The sequence below is a fragment of the Streptomyces sp. NPDC047869 genome, assembly GCF_040704065.1.
Taxonomy (GTDB): Bacteria; Actinomycetota; Actinomycetes; order Streptomycetales; family Streptomycetaceae; genus Streptomyces.
Map to the genome: position 1 here is coordinate 64,858 of NZ_JBEYRK010000021.1, position 22,664 is coordinate 87,521.

4 protein-coding genes are annotated in these 22,664 nt (G+C 76.1%); all 4 read left to right on the forward strand.

Translation table 11 applies throughout. The features are described 5' to 3' along the window. Positions 1 to 70: 70 nt before the first annotated feature. The 4 genes from AB0924_RS25385 to AB0924_RS25400 all read left to right on the forward strand — a co-directional run bounded on the left by AB0924_RS25385 (position 71) and on the right by AB0924_RS25400 (position 22,585). Positions 71 to 15,235: an SDR family NAD(P)-dependent oxidoreductase gene (locus AB0924_RS25385; protein ID WP_366912606.1), complete on the forward strand. Its 15,165-nt coding sequence runs from the start codon at positions 71 to 73 to the stop codon at positions 15,233 to 15,235. Then, a complete protein-coding gene (locus AB0924_RS25390) occupies positions 15,232 to 18,702 on the forward strand; it encodes an amino acid adenylation domain-containing protein (protein ID WP_366912607.1) in 3,471 nt (1,156 codons plus the stop codon). The genes AB0924_RS25385 and AB0924_RS25390 overlap by 4 nt, the downstream gene beginning before the upstream one ends. A gap of 71 nt (positions 18,703 to 18,773) precedes the next feature. Further along, entirely contained in the window at positions 18,774 to 19,907 is a 1,134-nt protein-coding gene (locus AB0924_RS25395; protein ID WP_366912608.1) for an OzmP, read from the forward strand. A 29-nt stretch (positions 19,908 to 19,936) separates the two neighbouring features. Continuing rightward, entirely contained in the window at positions 19,937 to 22,585 is a 2,649-nt protein-coding gene (locus AB0924_RS25400) for a beta-ketoacyl synthase N-terminal-like domain-containing protein (RefSeq protein ID WP_366912609.1), read from the forward strand. The last annotated feature ends 79 nt before the right edge of the window (positions 22,586 to 22,664 follow it).

Consider the following 22,664-nt stretch of genomic DNA (forward strand, 5'->3'; position numbering starts at 1 on the left):
CCCACCCCAGCACCACCGGCAACCGGCCGTCCGCACCCGGACAGCCCCACGCGAAGGAAGAGTTGGCCCAGTGAGCAGTCCCGAGGTCCAGGCGGCCGAGACGGATGTGGCGATCATCGGCATGGCCGGGCGTTTCCCCGGCGCCGACGACCTGGACTCCTTCTGGCACCTCCTGCGCGAGGGCCGCGAGGGCATCACCCGGTTCAGCCCCGAGGAACTGGCGGCGGCGGGCGTGCCCTCCCGGCTGCTGACGGACCCCGCCTACGTCCCGGCACACGGCGTCATCCCCGACGTCGACCTCTTCGACACCGGGTACTTCGAGTTCACCCCGGCCGAGGCCGCCATGACCGACCCGCAGCACCGCATCATGCTGCAGACCGGGCACGCGGCCCTCGAGCACGCCGGCTACGACCCGGCCCGCTTCGACGGGCTGATCAGCGTCTACGCCGGCGCCGCCATCAACACCTACCTCCAGCAGCACGTGCTGCCGCACGTCGACCAGACCACCACCTCCAGCCACTTCGCGGTGATGGTCGGCAACGACAAGGACTACCTGGCCACCCGGCTGTCGTACAAGCTCGACCTCAAGGGCCCGAGCTACACCGTGCAGACCGCCTGCTCCACCTCGCTGGTCGCCCTGCACCTGGCCTGCCAGGGCCTGATCAACGGCGAGTGCGACATGGCCCTGGCCGGCGGTGTCACCGTCAAACTGCCGCAGGTCAAGGGCTACTTGTACGAGGAAGGCGCCATCCTGTCCCCGGACGGGCACGTGCGCGCCTTCGACGCGGACGCCGGCGGCACCGTCTTGGGCAACGGCGTGGGCGTCGTCGTCCTGAAGCCGCTGCGCGACGCCCTCGCCGACCGGGACACCATCCACGCCGTCATCAAGGGGACGGCCACCAACAACGACGGCAGCGGCAAGGTCAGTTTCGCCGCCCCCGGCGCCGCCGGGCAGACCGCCGTCATCCGCGAGGCGCACACCGTCTCCGGCGTCGACCCGCGCTCCATCGGCTACGTCGAGGCCCACGGCACCGCGACCCGGCTCGGCGACCCCGTCGAGGTCTCCGCGCTCACCAAGGCCTTCCGCGAGGCCACCGCCGACACCGGCTTCTGCGCGATCGGGTCGGTGAAGTCCAACGTCGGCCACCTCGACGCCGCGGCCGGTGTCGCCGGCGTCATCAAGACGGCGCTGATGATGAAGCACCGCACCCTGGTGCCGACCGTCAATCACCGGACGCCCAACCCGGCCGTCGACTTCGCCGCGAGCCCCTTCGAGGTCAGCACCGCCACCACCCCCTGGACCGGGGACGGGCCGCTGCGCGCGGGCGTCAGCTCGTTCGGCATCGGCGGCACCAACGCGCACGCCGTACTCCAGGAAGCGCCGCCCGCGCCCGCCGCCGGCGACTCCCGCCGGCGGCAGGTCCTGGTGGTCTCCGCCCGTACCCCGAGCGCGCTGCGCACCGCGGCCGGCGACATCGCCGGCCACCTCGAGAGCGACGACCGCGCCGCGCTCGCCGACGTCGCCTACACCCTGGCGGTCGGGCGCCGCGCCCACGAGTACCGGCTCGCCGTCACCGGCGACGACCGCGCCGCCCTCGCCGCCGCGCTGCGCGCCGCCGAGGCGCCCGAACGGCCCGTCACGGGCGAGGTGTCCTTCGTCTTCGCCGAGGAGGTGCCCGACGCGGCCGGGCTGGCCGAGCGGTGGTGCGCCGCGGAACCCGCCTTCGCCGGGCACCACGCGGCGGCCGTGGCCGCCGGCGCGCTCGGCCACGGCGCACGCGGCGCGGCCTTCGCCGTGCAGTACGCGCTCGGCAGGCTGTGGCTGGACCTCGGTCTGCGGCCGGTCGCCGTCCACGGCGACGGACCCGCCGCACATGTCGCCGCGTGCGTCATCGGTGCGCTGACCCCCGCCGAGGCCGTGGCCGCTCTCGGCCGCCCCGGCGCCGAGGCGCCCCGTACAGCCCCGGGCCGCGGCCGGATCGCGCTGCGCGGCGCGGCGGACGAGGTGCGCGGGGCCGCCCTCGGTGTCGCCGACGGACCGTGGGGCGGGGTGGCCCGCGCCTGGCAGGCCGGGGCCGAGGTGGACTGGGCCGCCTGGTTCGCGGGCGAGGAGCGCGGCCGGGTGCCGCTGCCCACCTACCCGTTCGAGGGCCGCCGCTGCTGGCTGACCGGACCGGACGAGGCCACCGCCCCGCGGCTCGCCGCACCGGGCCCGCACCCCCTGCTCGACGAGAACGTCTCCACCCTCGACACCCTCGCCTACCGCACCACCCGGACCGGCGAGGAGTTCTACCTCGCCGACCACCGGGTCCACGGCGAACCCGTCATGCCCGCCGCCGCGCAGCTCGAACTCGCGCGCGCGGCGGCCGAGTTGTCCCTCGGCACGGCCGTCTCCCTGCGCGACGTCTCCTTCGAGCGCCTGCTGAGCCACGCCACCGGGCCGCGCACCTCGCTGATCTCGCTCTGGCGCGAGGACGACGGCGCCGGATTCGAGATCACCGGTGACGGCGACGACACCGGGTACGCGGCCGGCGGCATCGAGCCGGGCCCGGCCGAACGGCCCGCCCCGGCCGACCTCGCGGCGGCGGCCGCCCGCTGCGCCGAGACGCTCCGGCACCTCGAGTGCTACGACACGCTGCGCCGCCTCGGCCTCGACTACGGGCCCCGGATGCGCGCCCTCACCGAGGTCCGGCTGGGCGAGGGGGAGGCCCTGGCCACCCTCGAACTGCCCGACGGCGCCGCGCTCGACGGCGCGCTCCTCAACCCCGCGCTCCTGGACGGCGCCCTGCACGCCCTGGTGCTGCTCCTCACCCGCACCTACGGCGAAACCGCCGAGGGGTTCCTGCCGCTGGCCCTCGCCGGACTCACCGTGCACTCCCCGGTCGCCGGGGCCTGCCGGGCGCTGGTCACCACCCGCCGGCTGGGCGAGCGCTCGGCCCGCGCCGACCTCACCCTGACCGACGACCACGGCACCGTCCTCGCCCGGCTGACCGACCTGGCCGTACGGGTGCTCGGCGGAACGGGCGAAGCGGCCGCGAGCGGACCCGGCGAACCGGGCGAGTCCGCCCTGCTGGTGCGCCGCTGGACCGACGCGCCCGCCGAGCCCGCCGGCACCCCGGCCGGCGCCACCGGCGTCGTCCTCGCCGCGACCGCCGCCCGCCGCGACCGGCTCACCGCCGCCCTGACCGGCTGCGGCGTCGGCGAGGTGACCGCACCGGAGACCGGAACCGGAGCGGCCACCGCGACCGGCCTGGCGGACGGGCCCGTACCGGATGTGCTGCTGGTGGACGAGCCTTCGGCCGAGGAGGCGCTGGGGCTGGTCCAGCGGCTGCTGCGGGCCCGGCCCACCACACCCGCGCGCGTCCTGCTGCTGCACCGTCACGAGGCCGGCGGGGCACGGCCCGAGCGTGCCGCGCTGGGCGCCTTCGCCCGGACCGTACGGGCCGAGAACCCGCTGCTCGCCGTCCAGGCCGTCGGACTCGCCGAGGGCGTGGACGAGGCGGCGGCGCTCGCCGCCGAACTGGCCGGCGACGGCCGCGACCCCGAGGCCGTCCACACCACGGGCGGCCGCCAGGTGCCCCGGCCCGCGCCCGCACCGGCCGCCGGGCCCGTCGCCGTCCGCGACGGCGGCGTGTACGTCGTCTCCGGCGGCACGGGCGGACTCGGCCGTGCCGTCGCGGACTGGATCCTCGGCCGCGCCGACGCCCGCGTGGTGCTGCTCGGCCGCGGCGAGCAGCCGCCCGCCGCACTCGCCGATCGCCTGTCCTACCGCACCGCGGACGTCTCGGACCCGGCGGCGGTGGCACGCCAACTGACCTCGATCCGCGCCGAGATGGGCCCCATCAACGGTGTCGTCCACGCGGCCGGCGTGCTGCGCGACGGCTTCGCCCTTACCAAGTCCGCCGACGACTTCGCCGCCGTACTCGCGCCCAAGGTCGACGGAGTGCGCGCGCTCGACGCCGCCACCGCCGACGACCCGCTGGACTTCTTCGTCGCCTTCTCCTCGATCGCCGCCCACATCGGCAGCGCCGGCCAGACCGACTACGCGTACGCCAACGCCTACCTGGACGCCTACGCCGAGCGCCACCCGCGGATCACCTCGGTCGCCTGGCCCATGTGGGCCGACGGCGGCATGCGGCAGACCGCCGAGGCCGCCGCGGACATCGCCGCCCGCACCGGCTTCGGCGTCCTGCCCACCGGCACGGGCCTCGCCCTGTTCGAGCGGGTCCTCGGCGTGCCCGGCGCGTTCGTCGCGGCTCACGGCGACCTGGTGAAGATCGACGGCACGCTGTCGGGCCGCGCCCCCGCCGGCCGCGCCCCGGCCGCCGCCGAAGCGGCCGGCGCACCGGGCGGCGAGGAGCCGCACGCCCTCGCCGTGACGCTGCTGCGGACCCTGATCGCCGCCGAGACGGGCCTGGACCCGGCCGAACTGGGCGAGGACGATCCGTTCGAGCGGCACGGCATCGACTCACTGACGATCACCAAGCTCAACCGCGAACTGGGCAAGCGGTTCGACCGGCTGTCCAAGACCCTCTTCTTCGAGTACGCCACCCTCGGCGAACTCGCCGGCTACTTCGCCGAGCACCACGCCGCCGAACTGCGCGGCACCACCGCGGCCGAGGAGACCGGCGGCACCGCCGCCGCGCCGTCGCCGGCCGCATCCCCGGTCACCGCGACGCCGCGCCCCTCCCGTACGGCCCGCGCGGGACGTACGGCTCGTACGGCCCGCACCGCACCCGGCGACCGGTCCGCCACGCCGTCGCCGGCCGACGAGGACGACGCCATCGCGGTCATCGGTATCGCCGGCCGCTACCCCATGGCGGACGACATCGAGGAGTTCTGGGCCAACCTGACAGAGGCCCGCGACTGCGTGACGGAGATCCCCGCCGACCGCTGGGACCACACCCGCTGGTACGACCCGGACCCGGCCGCGCCCGGCCGCGCCCACACCCGCTGGGGCGGGTTCCTGCGCGACGTCGACCGCTTCGACCCGCTGTTCTTCGGCATCTCCCCGCGCCAGGCGGAGCTGATGGACCCCCAGGAACGGCTCTTCCTGCAGAACGCCTGGCACGTCGTGGAGGACGCCGGTTACCGCCGCGCCGACCTCGCGGGCCGCCCGGTCGGCGTGTACGTCGGCGTGATGTACGGCGAGTACCAGTTCCACGGCGCCCTCGACGCGCTGCGCGGCGGCCGCCCGCTGACCGGTTCGTCGTTCGCGACCATCGCCAACCGGGTCAGCCACGCCCTGAACCTCTCCGGCCCGAGCATGGCGCTGGACACCATGTGCTCCTCGTCGCTGACCGCGATCCACCTGGCCTGCGAGAGCCTGCGCCGGGGCGAGAGCGAACTGGCCCTGGCCGGTGGCGTCAACGTCTCCGTCCACCCCTACAAGTACGCCTTCCTCAGCCAGGGCCGCTTCCTGTCCTCCGACGGCCGCTGCCGTGCCTTCGGCGCCGGCGGCGACGGCTACGTGCCCGGCGAGGGTGTCGGCGCCGTCCTGCTCAAGCCGTACCGGCGCGCCCTGGCGGACGGCGACCGCGTCCACGGCCTGATCCTCGGCAGCGCCGTCAACCACGGCGCCAGGACCAACGGCTACACCGTGCCCAGCCCGCACGCCCAGCAGCGCGCCGTCACCGAGGCCATGGCGCGGGCCGGGGTCACCCCGGACGGCATCGGCTACGTCGAGGCCCACGGCACCGGCACCGCGCTCGGCGACCCGGTCGAACTGACCGGACTCGGCCGGGCGTACCGCACCGCCGAGGCCGGGCCGGGCACCTGGCCGATCGGCTCGGTCAAGTCCAACGTGGGCCACCTGGAGTCCGCCGCCGGCATGGCCGGACTCACCAAGGTGCTGCTCCAGTTCGCCCACCGCACGCTGGTGCCGTCGCTGCACGCCGGGGAGCTGAACCCGAACATCGACTTCGACCGCTCCCCGTTCCGCGTCCAGCGCGACCTGGCCGACTGGCCCGCCGGGGACACCCCGCGCCGCGCCGGCCTCAGCTCCTTCGGCGCCGGCGGGTCCAACGCCCACCTGGTCCTGGAGGAGCCGCCGCACCCCGAGCCGGCGACCGACGTCCCCGCCGCGCGGCAGCACACCGGCGAGCCGGTGGCCTTCGTCCTGTCCGCCCGCGACGGCGAGCGGCTGCGCGCCCACGCCGAACGCGCCGCCCGCTTCCTGGAGACCGAGCGGGTGCCGCTCGCCGACCTGTGCTTCACCAGCCAGACCGGCCGCGAGGCCATGGACGCCCGCTTCGCCGTCGTCGCCACCGACGGTGCCGCCGTCGCCGCCGCGCTGCGCCGCTGCGCCGCCGGGGAGCCCCAGCCAGGGATCAACGACGACGGCCCGCTCGGTGAGCTGACCCGCCGCTGGCTGACCGGCGCCGACGTGGACTGGCGGGCCTGGCACGCCGGCCGGCCGGGCCCCGCACCGCGCCGGACCCGCGCACCGCTCTACCCGTTCGCCCCCGAGCGCTACTGGATCCCGCTCGACCCGGACCTCGGCACGTCCGCGCCGCACCCGCTGGTCGACGCCAACGAGTCGACCGTCGACGAGGTCCGCTTCGCCAAGAGGTGGCGCTCCGGCGACCCGCTGCTGCGCGACCACGTCATCGAGGGCCGGCGCCTGCTCGCCGGCGCCGCGACGCTGGAGTTCGTCCGCGCCGCCGCCCACCTCGCCCGGCCCGGCGTCCGGCACGCCCTGCGCGAGGTGGTCTGGGGCCGCGCGGTGGAGGTCGCCGACGGCGAGCGGACCGTGTACGTCTCCTTCCGCCCCGACGGCGACGCCCTGCTCTTCGAGGTGTACGGCGAGACCGGCGGCGAACGCACCACCCACGCCCGGGGCCGCGCCGTCCCGGCTCCGGCCGCCGAGACCGCAGCACCGGAGGACCTCGACGCGCTGCGCGCCCGGCTCCCCGTCCTGCGCGACCGGGCCGGCGCCTACGCCGACTACACGGCCGCCGGGTTCGGCTACGGCCCCTCGTTCCAGGTCATCGACGAGATCCGCGCCGGGTCCGGCGAGGCCCTGGTCCGCCTCGACGCCGGCGACGGCAAACCGGTCACCGAGGTGCCCCCCGCGCTGCTCGACGGAGCGCTGCGGGCCTGCCACTGGGCCGGCCGCACCACCGCGCCCGGCGCGGGCGAACTCGCGGTGCCCTTCAGCCTCGGCGCGCTCGACGTGCACGCCCCGCTGCCGCCCGTCTGCCTCGCCCACGCCCGGCGGACGGGGGAGACGGCCGGTGTCCGCCGCTTCGACCTGACCGTCTACGACGAGCAGGGCCACGTCCTCGCCGAACTCCGTGACTTCGCGGGCCGCGCCCCCGCGCCCGCCACCGCGGCCGGGGCCACGGCGCCCGCGACGCCGGACGCCGTGCCCACCCCGGGTGCCACCGCCCCCGCGAGCGGTGAGGCGCGCCTCTACGAGCCCTGCTGGCAGGCCGCCGGCGAACCCGCGCAGGGGAACGCGGCCGACACCCTCGCCGTCCTCGGCCGCCACCCCGAACTGGAGGCGGCCCTCGCCGCGACCGGAGTGTGGCGCCGTGTGGTGAACGTCCCCGAGGACCCCGGCGCCCTCGCCGACGCCCTCGCCGGGCTCGCGCACCCCGACGGCCTCGACCTCGCCGTCGTGGGAGGCCTGACCGCCCCCGCCCCGGCGGCGGACGCGGGAGACCCCGCCGGCCTGCTCGACCGGGTCTGCGGGACGGCGCTCCAGGTGCTCGGGGCCGCCCGGTCCGACGCCCTGCCCGGCCGGGTGCGCCTGCTCGTCCTCCACTCCCAGGAGGGCGGCCACGACCGGCCGGAGTGGGCCGCCCTTGCCGGGTTCGCCCGGTCCACGGCCCCCGCCGCGCCCCGCCTGGAACTGCTCACCCTGGGCGTCGACCCGGCCCTCGCCGCCGACGCGGCCGCCGAGGCCGTGGCCGCCGAACTGCGCGCCGTGCCCCGCGCGGCCGGGCTGGAGGCGCGCCGCACGGCGAACGGCGCCCGGCAGGTCCGCGCCCTGCGGCCGGTGCGGCCGGCCGGCGCCACCGCGTCACCCCTGCGGCACGGCGGCGTCCACGTCGTCACCGGCGGCGGCGGAGCCATCGGCCGTGTCCTCGCCGAGCACCTGGCCCGCACCCGCGCGGCCAGGCTGGTGCTGATCGGCCGCTCCGAGCCGGACGCCACCGCTCGCGAGTGGCACCGCACGCTCACCGGGCTCGGCGCCGAGGTGCTCGCCCTGCGCGCCGACGTGGCCCGCGCCGACGAGCTGGCCGCCGCCCTGGCGGCCGCCCGCGACCGCTTCGGGGCCCTGGACGGTGTGTTCCACCTGGCCGGCGTCGCCGACGAGGGCCGCGCCGACCCCGGCGACCGGGAGCGGTTCACCCGGGTGCTCGCGGCCAAGACCCACGGCCTGGTCCACCTCGACCGGCTCACCCGCGACGACGACCTCGACTGCTTCGTGGTGTTCTCCTCCGTCTCCTCCGTCATCGGTGACTTCGGCGCGGCCAGCTACGCCACGGCCAACCGGTTCGCCGACCTGTACACGGCCCGGCGCGACGACTGGACGCGGCAGGGCCTGCGGCACGGCCGCAGCCTGTCCCTGGCCTGGCCGCTGTGGGCCGTCGGCGGGGTCGACGGGCTGGTCCGGGAAGAGGAGCTGGCCGCCTACACCCGCCGCACCGGGATGCGGCCGCTGGACGCCGTCCAGGGCGTCGCCCTGCTCGACAGCGCGCTCGGCGCCCGCACCGCGTGGCTGGTCCCCGCCTGGGGCGAGGCGGCCGCCGTCGACGCGGCCCTCACCGGCACCACCACGGCACCCCCGGCCGGCACCACCCGTGCCGTGCCCGCCGCGAACCCGCCCGCCGCACGCGCGGCCGGCACGCCTGCCGCGCCTGCCGGACCGGCGGCGGACGACCGTATGCGGGCCCGGCTGGTGGAGCATCTGCGCACCGCCCTGGCCGGAGTGCTCAAGCTGCCCGTGGGACGGCTCGACAGCCGGATCCCGCTCGACGACTACGGGCTGGACTCGGTGCTCGTCATGGAGTCCAACTCCCTGCTCGCCAAGGACTTCCCCGGTCTGCGCGGCACCGTGTTCTTCGAGTGCCGCACCGTCGACGAACTGGCCGACCACGTCCTCGCCGAACACGCCGACGCCGTGACCCGCCTCTTCCCGGCCGACAGCCCTGGCACCCCCGGCGCCCCCGACACCGTAGGTACCGCGACCGCGCCGCCCGTCGCCGCGCCCGCCCCGGCACCGGCGGCCCGGCCGGAGCCGTCCCGTCCGGCACCGGCCGAGGACGACCCGATCGCCGTCATCGGTATCAGCGGCCGTTATCCCAAGGCCCGCGACCTGGACGAGTTCTGGCGCAACCTCGCCGAGGGACGGGACTGCGTCACCGAGGTGCCGGCCGACCGCTGGGACGCCGACGCCCTGTTCGACCCCGACCCCGCCGCGCCCGGCCGCAGCTACGGCCGCTGGGGCGGCTTCCTGGACGACGTGGACAGCTTCGACTCGCTGTTCTTCAAGATCTCGCCCAAGCAGGCCCGCACCATGGACCCGCAGGAACGGCTCTTCCTGGAGACGGCCTGGTCCGCGCTGGAGAACGCCGGCTACCCGCCCGCCCGCATCCCCGCGCCCCGCTTCGGCGGCCAGGGACACGACGTCGGCGTGTTCGTCGGCGTGATGTGGGACGACTACGCCGTCCTCGCCGCCACCGAGTCGGCGCGCGGCAACCACCAGGTGGTCCTCGCCAACCGCGCCTCCATCGCCAACCAGGTCTCCTACTTCGGCGACTTCCGCGGACCCAGCGTGGTCGTGGACACCGCCTGCTCGGCGTCCCTGGTCGCCGTCCACCAGGCCTGCGAGAGCATCCGCCGTGGCGAGTGCTCGTACGCCCTCGCGGGCGGGGTGAACGTCTCCGCGCACCCCGACAAGTACGTCCACCTCAGCCACCGGACGATGCTCTCCACCGACGGCAAGTGCCGCGCCTTCGGGGCCGGCGGCAGCGGCTACGTGCCCGGCGAGGGAGTCGGCGCGGTGCTGCTCAAGCGGCTGTCGGACGCCGTGCGGGACGGCGACACGGTGCACGCCGTGATCCGCGCCACCGCCGTCAACCACGGCGGCCGCACCAGCGGCTTCACCGTGCCCAACCCGCAGGCCCAGCAGGCCCTGGTCGAACAGGCCCTGGCCGCCGCCGGCGTCGACGCGCGGACCATCGGCTGCGTCGAGGCCCACGGCACCGGCACCGCCCTCGGCGACCCGATCGAGCACACCGCGCTCGCCCAGGCCTTCGCCCGGGACACCGGCGACACCGGCTTCTGCGCGCTCGGCTCGGTGAAGTCCGCCATCGGCCACCTGGAGGGGGCCGCGGGCATCGCCGGGCTCACCAAGGCCGTCCTCCAGCTCCGCAACGGCACCCTGCTGCCCACGCTGCACGCCGACGAGCCCAACCCCGTCATCGACTTCACCCGCTCGCCGTTCACCGTGCAGCGCGAGACACGGCCCTGGCCCCGGCCGCACGACGCCGACGGCCGCCCGCTGCCGCGCCGCGCCGCCGTCAGCTCCTTCGGCGCGGGCGGCACCAACGCCCACGTCGTCGTCGAGGAGTACCTCGCCCCCGAGCCCGCCGACGCCGGGCCCGAGACGCCCGGGCTGATCGTGCTCTCCGCCCGCGACGAGACCCGGCTGCGCGCGTACGCGGCCGGGATGGGCCGCGCCCTCGGCGCCGCCGCGCGGGCCGGCGCCGCCGGGCCGCGGCTCGCCGACGTCTCGCACACCCTGCGCACCGGCCGTGAACCCCTGCCCGAGCGGCTGGCGTTCGTCGCCGACGACCTCGCTGACGCGGCGGCCGCGCTCACCGCCTTCGGGCGCGGCGAGGACGACCAGCGGCTGCACCGCGGCCGGGTCGAGCAGCATCCGGCGCTGGCCGGCCTGCTGACCGAGACCGTCGGCGGCGGCGATTTCCTCGCCGCCCAGATCCGCGCCGGGGGAGACGACCTGCTCGCCCGGCTGTGGGTGTCCGGCGTCACCGTCGACTGGGACCTCGTCGACCGGATGCGCCCCGGCACCCCCCGCCGGGTACCGCTGCCGACCTACCCGTTCGAGCGCGTACGGCACTGGCTGGACACCGGCCCCGGCACACCGGCCGCACCGCCCCGGCCCGGCCCGGCGGCACCTCTCCGGGTTCAGGTGCCCGCCCAGCGCGTCCCCGAGCGGGCACCCGCCCCCGCCGCGTCCCGCGAGTGGCGGCGTCGGCTCGCCGCGGACGAGCCCGTGCTGCGCGACCACGTCGTCGGCGGCCGGCCGATCCTGCCGGGCACCGGCCACCTCGACCTCGTCGCTGAGGCGCACGGCGCCCTGACCGGCCGGGCCCTGACCGACGTGCGCTGGGTGGCGCCGCTGGCCCTGTCCGGTCCCGCCGACGACGTGTCCGTGGCCCTGGACGCCGACGGCTACGAGGTGCGCGGCCCCGACGGCACCCTCCGGTCCCGCGGCCGGGTCGGCGACGTCCAGGACGCCCCGGCCGCTCTCGACGTGGCGGAACTGCGCGCCCGCCTCGACGCGGGCCCGGACGGGGACGCCTTCTACCGTCTGCTGGCGGACCAGGGCCTGCCGTACGGCCCGTTCTTCCGCCGGGTCCGCGAGGTGTGGACCATCGACGAGGAGGTACTGGGCCGGATCGGCGCCGTGGACGGCGACGCGGACCACGCCCTGCACCCGGGCGTCCTGGACGCCGCCCTGCACACCGTCGCCGCCCTGATGGCACGTCACCACCCCGGACGGTCCACGCCGATGCTGCCGTTCGCGGCCGACCGCGTCGACGTCCTCGGCCACGTTCCGGCCACCGGCTGGTCGTACGTCCGCCGGACCGGCACCGACCGCTACGACGTCCTGCTCTGCGACGACGCAGGCGCCGCCCGCGTCCGGTTCACCGGCCTCACCTACCGGCAGGCCAAGGACCCGGCGGTGGTCGTCCACCGGCCCGTGTGGACCGCCCGGCCCGCCGACGGGCGGGCCGAACCCGCCCGGACCGTGCTGCTGGCCGCCGAGCGGCCGGACACCGGCCTCGCCGCGGACCTCGCCGCCGCTCACACCGGGGCGGACGTACGGCGGCTGCGGATCGGCGCCGGCGGGCTGACCGACGCCGACTTGGACCGCGCGCTGACCGAGGCCGCGCCGGACCTGGTCTACTTCCTCGGCACGGGGACCGGCACCGGATCCGACGCCGGAGCCGGTGTCGAAACGGCTGCCGGCACAGGCCACGAGCCCGCCGGCCGGAGCGAACTGCGGGCCCTGACGGACCGTTCGGTCCTCGCGCTGCACCGCCTGGTGCGGGCGCTGGACCGGCACGGCGTCCTCGACCGGGCGGTGCGGCTGAAGGTGGTCACCACCGACGTGCACCCGCTGGAGGCGGGCGACGCCTCCGCCCCGTGGGCCGCCGGTCTCGCGGGCCTGGCGTCCGTGGCGGCCAAGGAGTACCCGAACCTGCGGGCCGCACTGGTCGACGTGCGCTCCGCGGAGGCCGCGCAGACCGCGCGGGCGATCGTGGCCGAGCCGTTCCCGGCCCGTCCGGCCCCGGTGTCGATCCGGGCCGGTGTGCGCCGGGTCCGCACCCTGGAGCGTGTCGAACTGCCCGCCGCCGCACCCCCGTTCCGGCAGGGCGGCGTCTACCTCGTCGTCGGCGGTCTCGGTGCCGTCGGCCGGGACACCTGCCGGCACCTCGCCCGCGCCTACGGCGCGAAGCTGGTCGTGGTCGGCCGTTCCCCGCTGGACGAGACGCGCCGGCGCGTGATCGCCGAGCTGGAGAAGGACGGGGCCGAGGTGCGCCACCTCGCCCTGGACGCCGGTGACCCGGCAGCGCTCGCCGATGCCGTCCGGCTGGCCCGGCAGGAGTTCGGCGCCCTGCACGGGGTGTTCAACGCGGCGATGACGCTGGTCAACCGGGAGCTGCGCGAGCTGTCCGAACCGGAGCTGCGCCGCGCCGTGGAGTCCAAGACGGACACCGCCTTCGCGGTGCTGGACGCGGTGCGCGAGGAGCCGCTGGACTTCGTGCTCCTCTACTCCTCCGGGGTGGCCTTCGAGGGCAACCACGGCCAGGCCGGCTACGCGGCCGGCTGCACCTTCGCCGACGCCTACGCCGCGCACGCCGGGCGGACGCTGCCCTTCCCGGTGCGGGTGCTGAACCTCGGCTACTGGCACGCGGGGGGTGACGCCGAACGCGAGCGCGTGCTGCGCCGGTTCGAGGCCGCGGGCATCCGGCCGCTGACCGCCGAGCGCGGCATGACCGTGGTGGAGCGCGCGCTGACGGCGGGCCTGCCGCAGGTGTTCGCGCTGGACGCCGAGCGGCACATCCTGGACAACCTGGGCATCGACCCGGACCGCACCCTGACCGTGCTGCCCGGCCCGCCCGGCGGCACCCCCGCCCCGCTGCCCGAGATCCGCTTCACCGGCCGGACCGGCACCGACGACGGTGAACTGGCCGCGCACCAGCGCGCGGTCGACCTGCTGGAGGATCTCGCGCACCGGCTGCTGGCCCCGGCACTGCGCCGGGCCGGCCTGTTCGAGCAGTTCACGCCCGGCGCCCACGGGCCCGGCCACGAGGAACTCGCCGCCCGGCTGGGTGTCGTACCCGAACACCGGGCGCTGTTCGAGGCCCAGCTCGCCATCCTGGTGACCGCCGGCCTGCTGCGTACCGACGACGACGGCGGTCTGCGTCCGACGGGCCGCGCCGTGGAGGACGAGGCCGCCCTGGTGGCCGCTCTCGACGAGCTGACGGACCGGCACCCGGCCCTCGCCCCCATCGGCACGCTGCTGCGGGACTGCCTGGCGGCCCTGCCCGACGTGCTCACCGGCCGCCGTTCCGCGATGGACGTCCTCTTCCCCGACGGCTCCGCCGAGCGCGTGGCCGCCGTGTACCGGGGCGACCCGGTCACCGACCGCTGCAACGCCGAGGTGGCGCGGCTGGTCACCGAGCGGGTACGGGCCCGCCTGGCCGCCGAGCCCGGCCGCCCGGTACGGATCCTGGAGGTCGGCGCGGGCACGGGCGGGACCACCGCGACGGTGCTGGCCGCGCTGGCGCCGTACGCGGACTCCGTCGAGTACGTCTTCACCGACGTCTCCCCGGCCTTCGTCCGCAAGGCCCGGACCCGGTTCGGCGCCGGTCATCCCTTCGCCCGCTTCGAAGTGCTCGACATCGAGGCGGACGCAGCGGACCAGGGCGTCGAGTCCGGCGCGTACGACGTGGTGCTCGGCACCAACGTCTTCCACGCCACGCGCAGCCTGACCGGCACGCTGCCGCGGGCCAAGGCGCTGCTGCGGCGGGGCGGGGCCCTGCTGCTGGTCGAGGGCACCCGGCCCCGCGACCAGCTCGCGCTCGTCTTCGGACTCACCCCCGGCTGGTGGCTGTTCGCCGACCCCGAGCAGCGGCTGCCCCGCTCCCCGCTGGCGAGCGAACGCCAGTGGCGCGACGCGCTCGCCGTATGCGGGTTCACCCACATCGGCGCGGCGGCACCGGCCACGGAGGCGGGCCCGGCCTTCCAGAGCGTCATCGCCGCCGTCAGCGACGGCCTGGTCCCCGCGTCCCGGCGCCCGGCCGTCCAGGACGAACCCCGGGCCGCCGGTACCGATGCCCCGGCCGCTTCCGTCGCCGGCGGGGCCCCGGCCGCTCCCGCCGGCGACCGCACGGCCGTCGACGACGAACTCCGCAAGGTGACCGAGGTGTTCGCCCGGGTGCTGGAGCTCGCCCCGGACCAGCTCGACCCGGACCTCACCTTCGAGAACTACGGGGTGGACTCGCTGGTGGTGCTGGAACTGACCCGGGCCCTGGAGGGCGTGTACGGCCCCCAGCCGGCGACGCTGCTCTTCGAGCGCATCACCGTCCGGCGCCTGGCCGAGCATTTCCACGCCCTGGCGACGACGACCACGGGACCGGCCCCGGAACGGACCGCTGGACCGGCCCCGGACGGCAACGGTGGACCGGCCCCGGAGGGGGCCGCCGAACCGGCCGCCGGGGGCGCGGTCCGGCCCGGGGAGCCGGCCGCCCCCGAGCCCCGGCCGGTCCCGGCATCCACCGGGCCCGCCACCACAACCGGTCCCGTCACGGCCCCCGGTCCCGCCACCGCCCCGGCGGGTTCCGGCCCGGCCGCCGGCCCGGCCGCCGACGCCGGGCGTCTGGTCGAGGGCCTGTCCGACGCGGCCGTGGACGAGCTGCTGGCCGTACTGCTCGCGGAGCGCGGGAAGTTCGAAGGAGACGGACGATGACTGCCGAGCCGTTCGCTTGCGTCGTGATCGGCGAGGAGACCCTCCTCGTCGAGTGCACGAGACTGCTCCTGGCCCGCGGGCACACGGTGGCCGCCGTGGTGTCCCCGTCGCCCGAGCTGCTCGCCTGGGCCGAGGGCGAGGGCCTGCCCGCCGTGCGGTTCGGCCCGGACCTCGCCGAGCGGCTGGCTCCGCTGCGCTTCGACCACCTGTTCAGCATCGCCAACCTGCGGATGCTGCCCGAGGAGGTGCTGGCGCTGCCGGCCGGGCTGCCGGTGAACTTCCACGACGGCCCGCTGCCCCGGCACGCCGGTCTGTTCGCCACGAGCTGGGCGATCCTCGAGGGCGACAAGCAGCACGGCGTGACCTGGCACGTGATGGACCGCGAGGCGGACACCGGCGACGTGCTCAAGCGGCGCGCGCTGCCCGTCGACCAGGACGCCACCGCGCACGACCTGGACGTCGCCTGCTTCGAGGCGGGCATCGAGTCCTTCGCCGAACTGGTCGACGAACTCGCCGCCGGCACGGTCACCCGCACCCCGCAGGACCTCGCCCTGCGGACCTACCACGGCCGCTACGACGGACTGCCCCGCGCCGGTGTCTTCGACTGGCACCAGCCCGCCGCCGAACTGGACGCGCTGGCGCGGGCCACCTCGTTCGGGCGCCGCCGCAACGACTTCGGCACCGCGCTGCTCGCCCTCGGCGGCGACCTGGTCGCCGTACGCGGCGTGGAGGTCACCGGCCGGGCCTCCACCGCCGTGCCCGGCACGGTCGTCGGCTCCGGTCCCGACGCGCTCACCGTGGCCACCGGCGACCGGGACGTGCGCCTCACCGATCTAGCCGGTCTGACCGGCGAACGGCTCGACCCCGTCGCTCTCGCCGCGACCCTGGCCGACGGCCACGACGGCCGCTTCCCGCACCTCAGTGACGCCGAGGCCGCCGAGCTGGCCGAGGCCGCCCGCGCCGCGCACCGGCGGGAGCGGTACTGGCTGCGGCCGCTCCGGTCGCTGGAGCCCATGCTGCCGCCCCGGTTCGGCGGCCTGGCCGACCGGTACCGCCCGGCCGGTGCGGTCGCGCTGCCCGAGGCGCTCATCCGCGACGGCGCCGCGCCCGAGCGGGTCGCGTTCGCCGCCGTCCTGGCCTTCCTCGCCCGGCTCTCCCGCGGCGGCGAACAGGACGTCGCCGTGTCCGTCCCGCCCGCCGGCGGCGCGGCGGCCGGGCTGCTGGCCGGCGAGGTGCCGTTGCGCGCCCCGCACGGCCTGCTGGAGGACACCCTCGACGCCCTCACCGGCCGGGCCGGCGCCGAACTGGACCGGATCCGGGCCCGCGCGCCGTACCGCCGCGACGTGGCGCTGCGCCACCCCGAGCTGGCCGGTGCCGCCCGCGCCGGGCTGCCCGTCGCCGTGATCCTGCCCGACGGGCCGGCAGGTCCCGTCCGCCGCCCGCTGACCGTCCGGATCGACGCCGACGGCTCGGCGCGCTTCGGCGGCACGGAGGTGACGGAACGTCAGAAATGTTGGCTGGCGGAGCACTTCGCGCTGTTCCTCGACGGTGCCGCGACGTCACCCGGGGCCCCGCTGGGCTCCGTCGACCTGCTCGGCCCCGAGGAGCGGGAGCTGGTGCTGCGGCGGTGGAACGACACCACCGCCGACTACCCGCGCGAGCGCACCGTCAGCCGGCTCATCGGCGACCTCGCCTGTGCCGCCCCGGACGTCACCGCCGTACGCTTCGAGGACCGCGAGCTGACCTACGCGGAACTGGACGCTGCGGCCGACCGGCTGGCCCGGCACCTGGCCGGGCTGGGCGCCGGACCCGGCACCGTGGTCGGCGTCCTCCTGGAGCGCTCGGCGGAGCTGCTGATCGGCCTCCTCGCGGTGATGCGCAGCGGCGCCGCCTACGTGCCGATCGACCCCATCTACCCGGCCGCCCGCATCGGCCACATGCTGACCGACTCCGGGGCCGGGCTCGTCCTCACCGACGAGGCCCTGCGCGGTACCCTCGCCGGCTTCCCGGCCACCCCCGTCGTGGTGCCGGAGGTGCTGGCCGGCACCGACCCCGTGGCGGACGGCAGCGGGCCGTTCGACCGGTCCGAGCCGGGCGCGCCCGCCTACGTCATCTACACCTCCGGTTCCACCGGGACACCCAAGGGAGTCCAGGTCGGGCACCGGGCGCTGGTCAACTTCCTGTGGACCATGGCCCGCACCCCCGGCTTCCGTTCCACGGACTCGCTGCTCGCCCTCACCACCGTCTGCTTCGACATCGCCGGCCTGGAGCTGTACCTGCCCCTGGTGCGCGGCGGCACCGTGGAGGTGCTGTCCGCCGCCGTCGCCGCCGACGGCTTCGCCCTGCGCGAGCGCGTCGAGCGGTCGGCGCCCACCGTGCTGCAGGCCACCCCGACCACCTGGCAGATGCTGCTGACCGCCGGCTGGCCGGGCGACCCGGCGCTGCGCGCCCTGTGCGGCGGCGAGCCGCTCCCGGGTGAACTCGCCGACCGGCTCGCCCCGCTCGTCGGCGCCCTGTACAACATGTACGGGCCGACCGAGACGACCATCTGGTCCACCGTCGACCGGGTGCGCCCCGGCGAGCCCGTCACCATCGGCCGCCCCATCGGCAACACCCGCTGCCACGTCCTCGACGAGCGCGGCGTCCCGGTCCCGCCCGGTGTCCCCGGCGAGCTGTACCTGTCCGGCGACGGCGTCGCCGACGGCTACCTCGGCCGCCCCGAGCTGACCGCCGAACGCTTCGTGACCGCGCCCCGGGGCGGCACCGGCCGGGCCTACCGCACCGGCGACCTGGTGCGGCACCTGCCCGACGGCCGCCTGGAGTACCTGGAGCGCATCGACGGCCAGGTCAAGCTCAACGGCTACCGCGTCGAACTCGGCGAGGTGGAGTCCGCGCTGCGGCGCGCCGAGGGCGTCACCGCCGCCGTCGCCGTCGTACGAGAGGACCGGCCGGGCGAGCGCCGCCTGGTCGCCTACGTCACCGGTCCCGGCGCCCCGGCCCCGGACGCGCTGCGCGCCGGGCTGCGCGAGGTCCTGCCCGCCTACATGGTCCCGGCCGCCGTCGTCGCCCTGCCGGAGCTGCCCCTCACCCCGAACGGCAAGGTGGACCGGGGCGCGCTGCCCCGGCCGGGCGGCACCCGGGTCGCCGGCGGCGGGGCCGCCGCCCGCACCGACCTGGAGCGCCGCATCGCCGCTGTCTGGTGCGAGGTGCTGGGTCTGGAGGAGGTCGGCGCGGAGGACAACTTCTTCGACGCCGGCGGTGACTCGCTGCGTCTGACCTCCGTGGTCGCCGCCCTGCGGGAGCGGCTCGGCCTGCGGGTCACCCGCCTCGACATGTTCGGCCATCCGACCGTACGGGCCATGGCCGCGCACGCCGGCGAGGACACCGGGCCCGCCGCGCGCCGGCCCCGGCGCTCCCGCGACGCCGGCGCGCTGGCCCGGCGCCGCGGCCGGAGGCAGCGCCCGTGACGGCCCGCCACCGCACCGCACCGACCACGCACACCGCACAGCCGTATCCGACGGGTTCCACAGGGGGTTCCGTGTCCAGTTGCACCGTCTGCTCGCTCAAGGCCGACCACCCGGGGGTGGTGCTCGACGACCAGGGGGTGTGCAACCTGTGCAACCTGGACTTCGCCTCCGACCTCCTCGTCAACTACCGCTACACCAGCGAGGTGTTCACCGAGTTCCAGCAGGCGAAGGCCGGACCGGGCGAGTACGACTGCCTGTTCATGTACAGCGGCGGCAAGGACAGCACGTACATGCTGGACAAGTTCGCCAACGAGTACGGCAAGCGGGTGCTGGCCTTCACCTTCGACGTGCCCTTCGAGAGCGTGCACGCCGCGCAGAACATCGCGCTCGCCCGGGAGAAGATTCCGGCGACGTTCGTCCTCGACGCCGACGACGACAACATCAAGCTGATGATGCGCGAGGTGTTCAACCGTCCCGCGTCCAAGAAGCCGGGCAACTACCTCGACGAGAAGCTGCCCTGCGTCTCCTGCCGCACCTTCTTCGTGCTCCGCGCCATCCTCATGGCCTACCGGCAGAAGATCCCCTACATCGCGCTGTGCGCCGACCCGCAGCAGATCCTCACCATGGAGTCCAACGTCCGCGAGATCGTCCGCGGTTTCTACAAGACGTTCGGCGAGCGGCTCACCGACACCCTCTTCGGCGGACAGCTCGAGGAACTGCTCTTCGACGACGACGAGAACCTGCCGAAGATCGTCTTCCCGTTCATCGCGATGCGCCACGACTACGACCCCGACCGCATCGTGGAGGAACTGCGCGCCAAGGGCCTGTACGAGTCGTCGCCGATGGAGACGCACTGCACGCTCTTCCCGCTGCTGAACTACTACTCGTTCAAGAACTTCGACTGCATGTTCTACAAGCTCAACGCGGCCAGCCACGTCCGGTCCGTCAAGCGCAACGCCTCCTACGACCGGAACACGTTCAGCATCAAGTTCCCCCGCTCGCTCGACCTCGCGGACGTCGAGGAGCGGCTCGGCACGGTGGTCCGGGAGATCGCCGCCGGCGAGGGCGACCGCGACGAGCACGAACGCACCCTGATCGACCTGTTCCAGCGCATGGACGCCGGCGAGGACGCCGCCCGCTTCGTCGCCCGGAGCTTCCTCGACATGCGGTCCGTCGCCGCGGACCTCGGCATACGGCTCGGCTGAGAAGCCGGCAGCAACAGGAGACAACCACCATGACCCCTTCCGACTCCGACGTCGCCATCGTCGGCATGGCCTGCCGGTTCCCGGGCGCGGACTCCGTCGAGCGGTTCTGGGACGTGCTCAGTGAGGGCCGCGAGACCCTGACCCGCTACACCGACGAGGAACTGCTCGCCGCCGGCGTCCCCGCCGAACGGCTGGCCGACCCCCGCTACGTCCGGGCCGCCCAGACCATCGACGGAACGGACCTGTTCGACTCCGAGCTGTTCCAGTTCACCCACGACGAGGCCGAGATCCTCGACCCGCAGCACCGCGTCTTCCTGGAGTGCGCCCTGGAGGCCCTCCAGCGGGCCGGCTACGACCCGGGGCGCACCGACGGGCACATCGGCGTCTACGCGGGCGCCGGCCTCAACACCTACCTGCTGCACAACCTCGGCGAGCGCTACCGGGCCGCGTCCACCGTCGACCACTACCGGCTGATGCTCGCCAACGACAAGGACTTCCTGGCCACCCGGGTGTCCTACAAGCTCGACCTGCGCGGCCCCAGCATGAGCGTCAACACCGCCTGCTCCACCTCCCTGGTGGCCGTGCACACCGCGTGCCTCGCCCTGCTCGGCGGCGAGTGCGACATGGCCCTCGTCGGCGCCGTGCACCTCGCCCCGCCGAACCAGGGCTACCAGTACCAGGACGGCATGATCTTCTCCCCCGACGGCCACTGCCGCGCCTTCGACGCCGAGGCCCGGGGCACCGTCATCGGCAGCGGCGCGGGCGTCGTCGTCCTCAAGCGGCTCTCCGAGGCGCTCGCCGACGGCGACTGGATCCACGCCGTCGTGAAGGGCTCCGCCGTCAACAACGACGGCTCCGGCAAGACGGGTTACGCCGCGCCCAGCATCGCCGGGCAGGCCGAGGTCATCGCCGACGCCCAGGACGTCGCCGACGTCGACCCCGGAAGCATCGGCTACGTCGAGGCGCACGGCACCGGCACCCCGCTCGGCGACCCGATCGAGGTCGCCGCGCTCACCGAGGCGTTCCGGGAGGGCGGCGCGCAGGGCACCGGGACTTGCGCGCTCGGCTCGGTGAAGACCAACATCGGGCACCTCGACACCGCGGCCGGGATGGCGGGCCTGATCAAGGCCGCGCTGATGCTGGAACACCGCACGCTGGTGCCGAGCCTGCACTACACCCGGCCCAACCCCGAGATCGACTTCGCCACGAGCCCCTTCTACGTCAACACCGGCACCACCGACTGGAAGGCCGAGGGCGACCACCCGCTGCGGGCGGGCGTCAGCTCCTTCGGCATCGGCGGCACCAACGCCCACGTCGTCCTGGAGGAGCCGCCGGCGCGTACCGAGGCGGAGCCGGGCCGCGCCCCGGAGCTGCTGGTGCTCTCCGCCCGCTCCGAGAACTCCCTGAAGCAGTCCGCCGGAGCGCTCGCCCGCCACCTCAGGGCCCGGCCCGGCCTCGACCTCACCGCCGTCGCCCAGACCCTCGGGCTCGGCCGCCGCGCCCACCCGTACCGGCTCGCCGTGGTCGCCCGCGGCACCCGTGAGGCCGCCATGGCCCTCGCCCTCGGCGACGAGGCACGCACCCGGCAGGGCGTCGCCGGACCCGACGGGACCGGCGCCGTGCTGGTCCTCACCGGCACCGGCGCGGACGCGGCGGACACCGCCGAGCTGTACGGCGCGGTGCCCGCCTACCGGGACGCCGCCGACGCCTGCGCCGCCGCCCTCGGCCGGGCGGGCCGCACCGGGGACCTGCTCGCCGGCGACGACCCGCACGCGGCCTTCGCCCACGAGTACGCCCTCGCCACCGCCCTCACCGCCTGGGGCCTCACCCCGGCCGGCCTCGCCGCGACCGGCACCGGAACGGCCGTCGCCGCGGCCCTGTCCGGGGCGCTCCCGCTCGCCGCCGCCCTGGCCCTCGCCGCCGGCACCGCGCCGGAGCACGCCGGGGTGCCCCGGCTGCCCGTGCTCAGCCCGCGCACCGGCCGCTGGACGACCGAGGACGAGGCGCGCGACCCGGCGATCTGGACCGGCCGGGCCTCCCTCGACGCACTGGACGCGCTGCTCGCGGACACCGGTGACTTCGCCCTCCCGCTCACCCCGCGGGACGACGCCCCGGCCGGGCACGCCCACCTGCTCACCGTCGCCGCCCAGGCGTGGACGCGGGGCGCCGCCCTCGATCCCGCGGCCGTCCACGGCGACCGGGACGTCCACCGCGTACCGCTGCCCACCCAGCCCTTCGAACGGCGCCGCCACTGGGTGGACCCCGGCAGCCACGGCCCCGCCGCACGGGCCGGCCAGGACGACGACCGGCTGCTGCACCGGTTCGACCCGGCCGACCCCGAGCACAACGTGCGCCTCGTCACCGACTACCTCACCGGGGAGATCGGCAAGGTGCTCGGCGGCCGTGACCGCGCCGCCCTCGACACCAACCTCTTCGACCTGGGCCTCGACTCGCTGGTCCTGATCGAGGTCGTCGCCAAGCTCGGCGAGCAACTCGACTTCGAGGTCCCGGCCACGGCCTTCGTCGAGTTCCCCACCATCCGCTCCTTCGTCGGCAACCTCGCCGAGCTGATGGGCCTGGCCCCGGCCCCCGGCGGCGCGCCGGCCGGGCCGGCCGAACCGGCCCGCGTCTCCCGGCGCGCCCAGCGGGCCGCGGCGCGCGCCGCGGACCCGGCCTGACCCCCGGCGGCCCCGGACGTCCCGCACCGGCCGCCACCTCAACCGACCGGGGCCGGCCACGGCCCCGGCCGGCCCGCCT

Coding starts and splice junctions, on each gene's coding strand:
- AB0924_RS25390 (WP_366912607.1), top strand. CDS start 15,232: ATGACTGCCGAGCCGTTCGCTTGCGTCGTGATCGGCGAGGAGACCCTC.
- AB0924_RS25400 (WP_366912609.1), top strand. CDS start 19,937: ATGACCCCTTCCGACTCCGACGTCGCCATCGTCGGCATGGCCTGCCGG.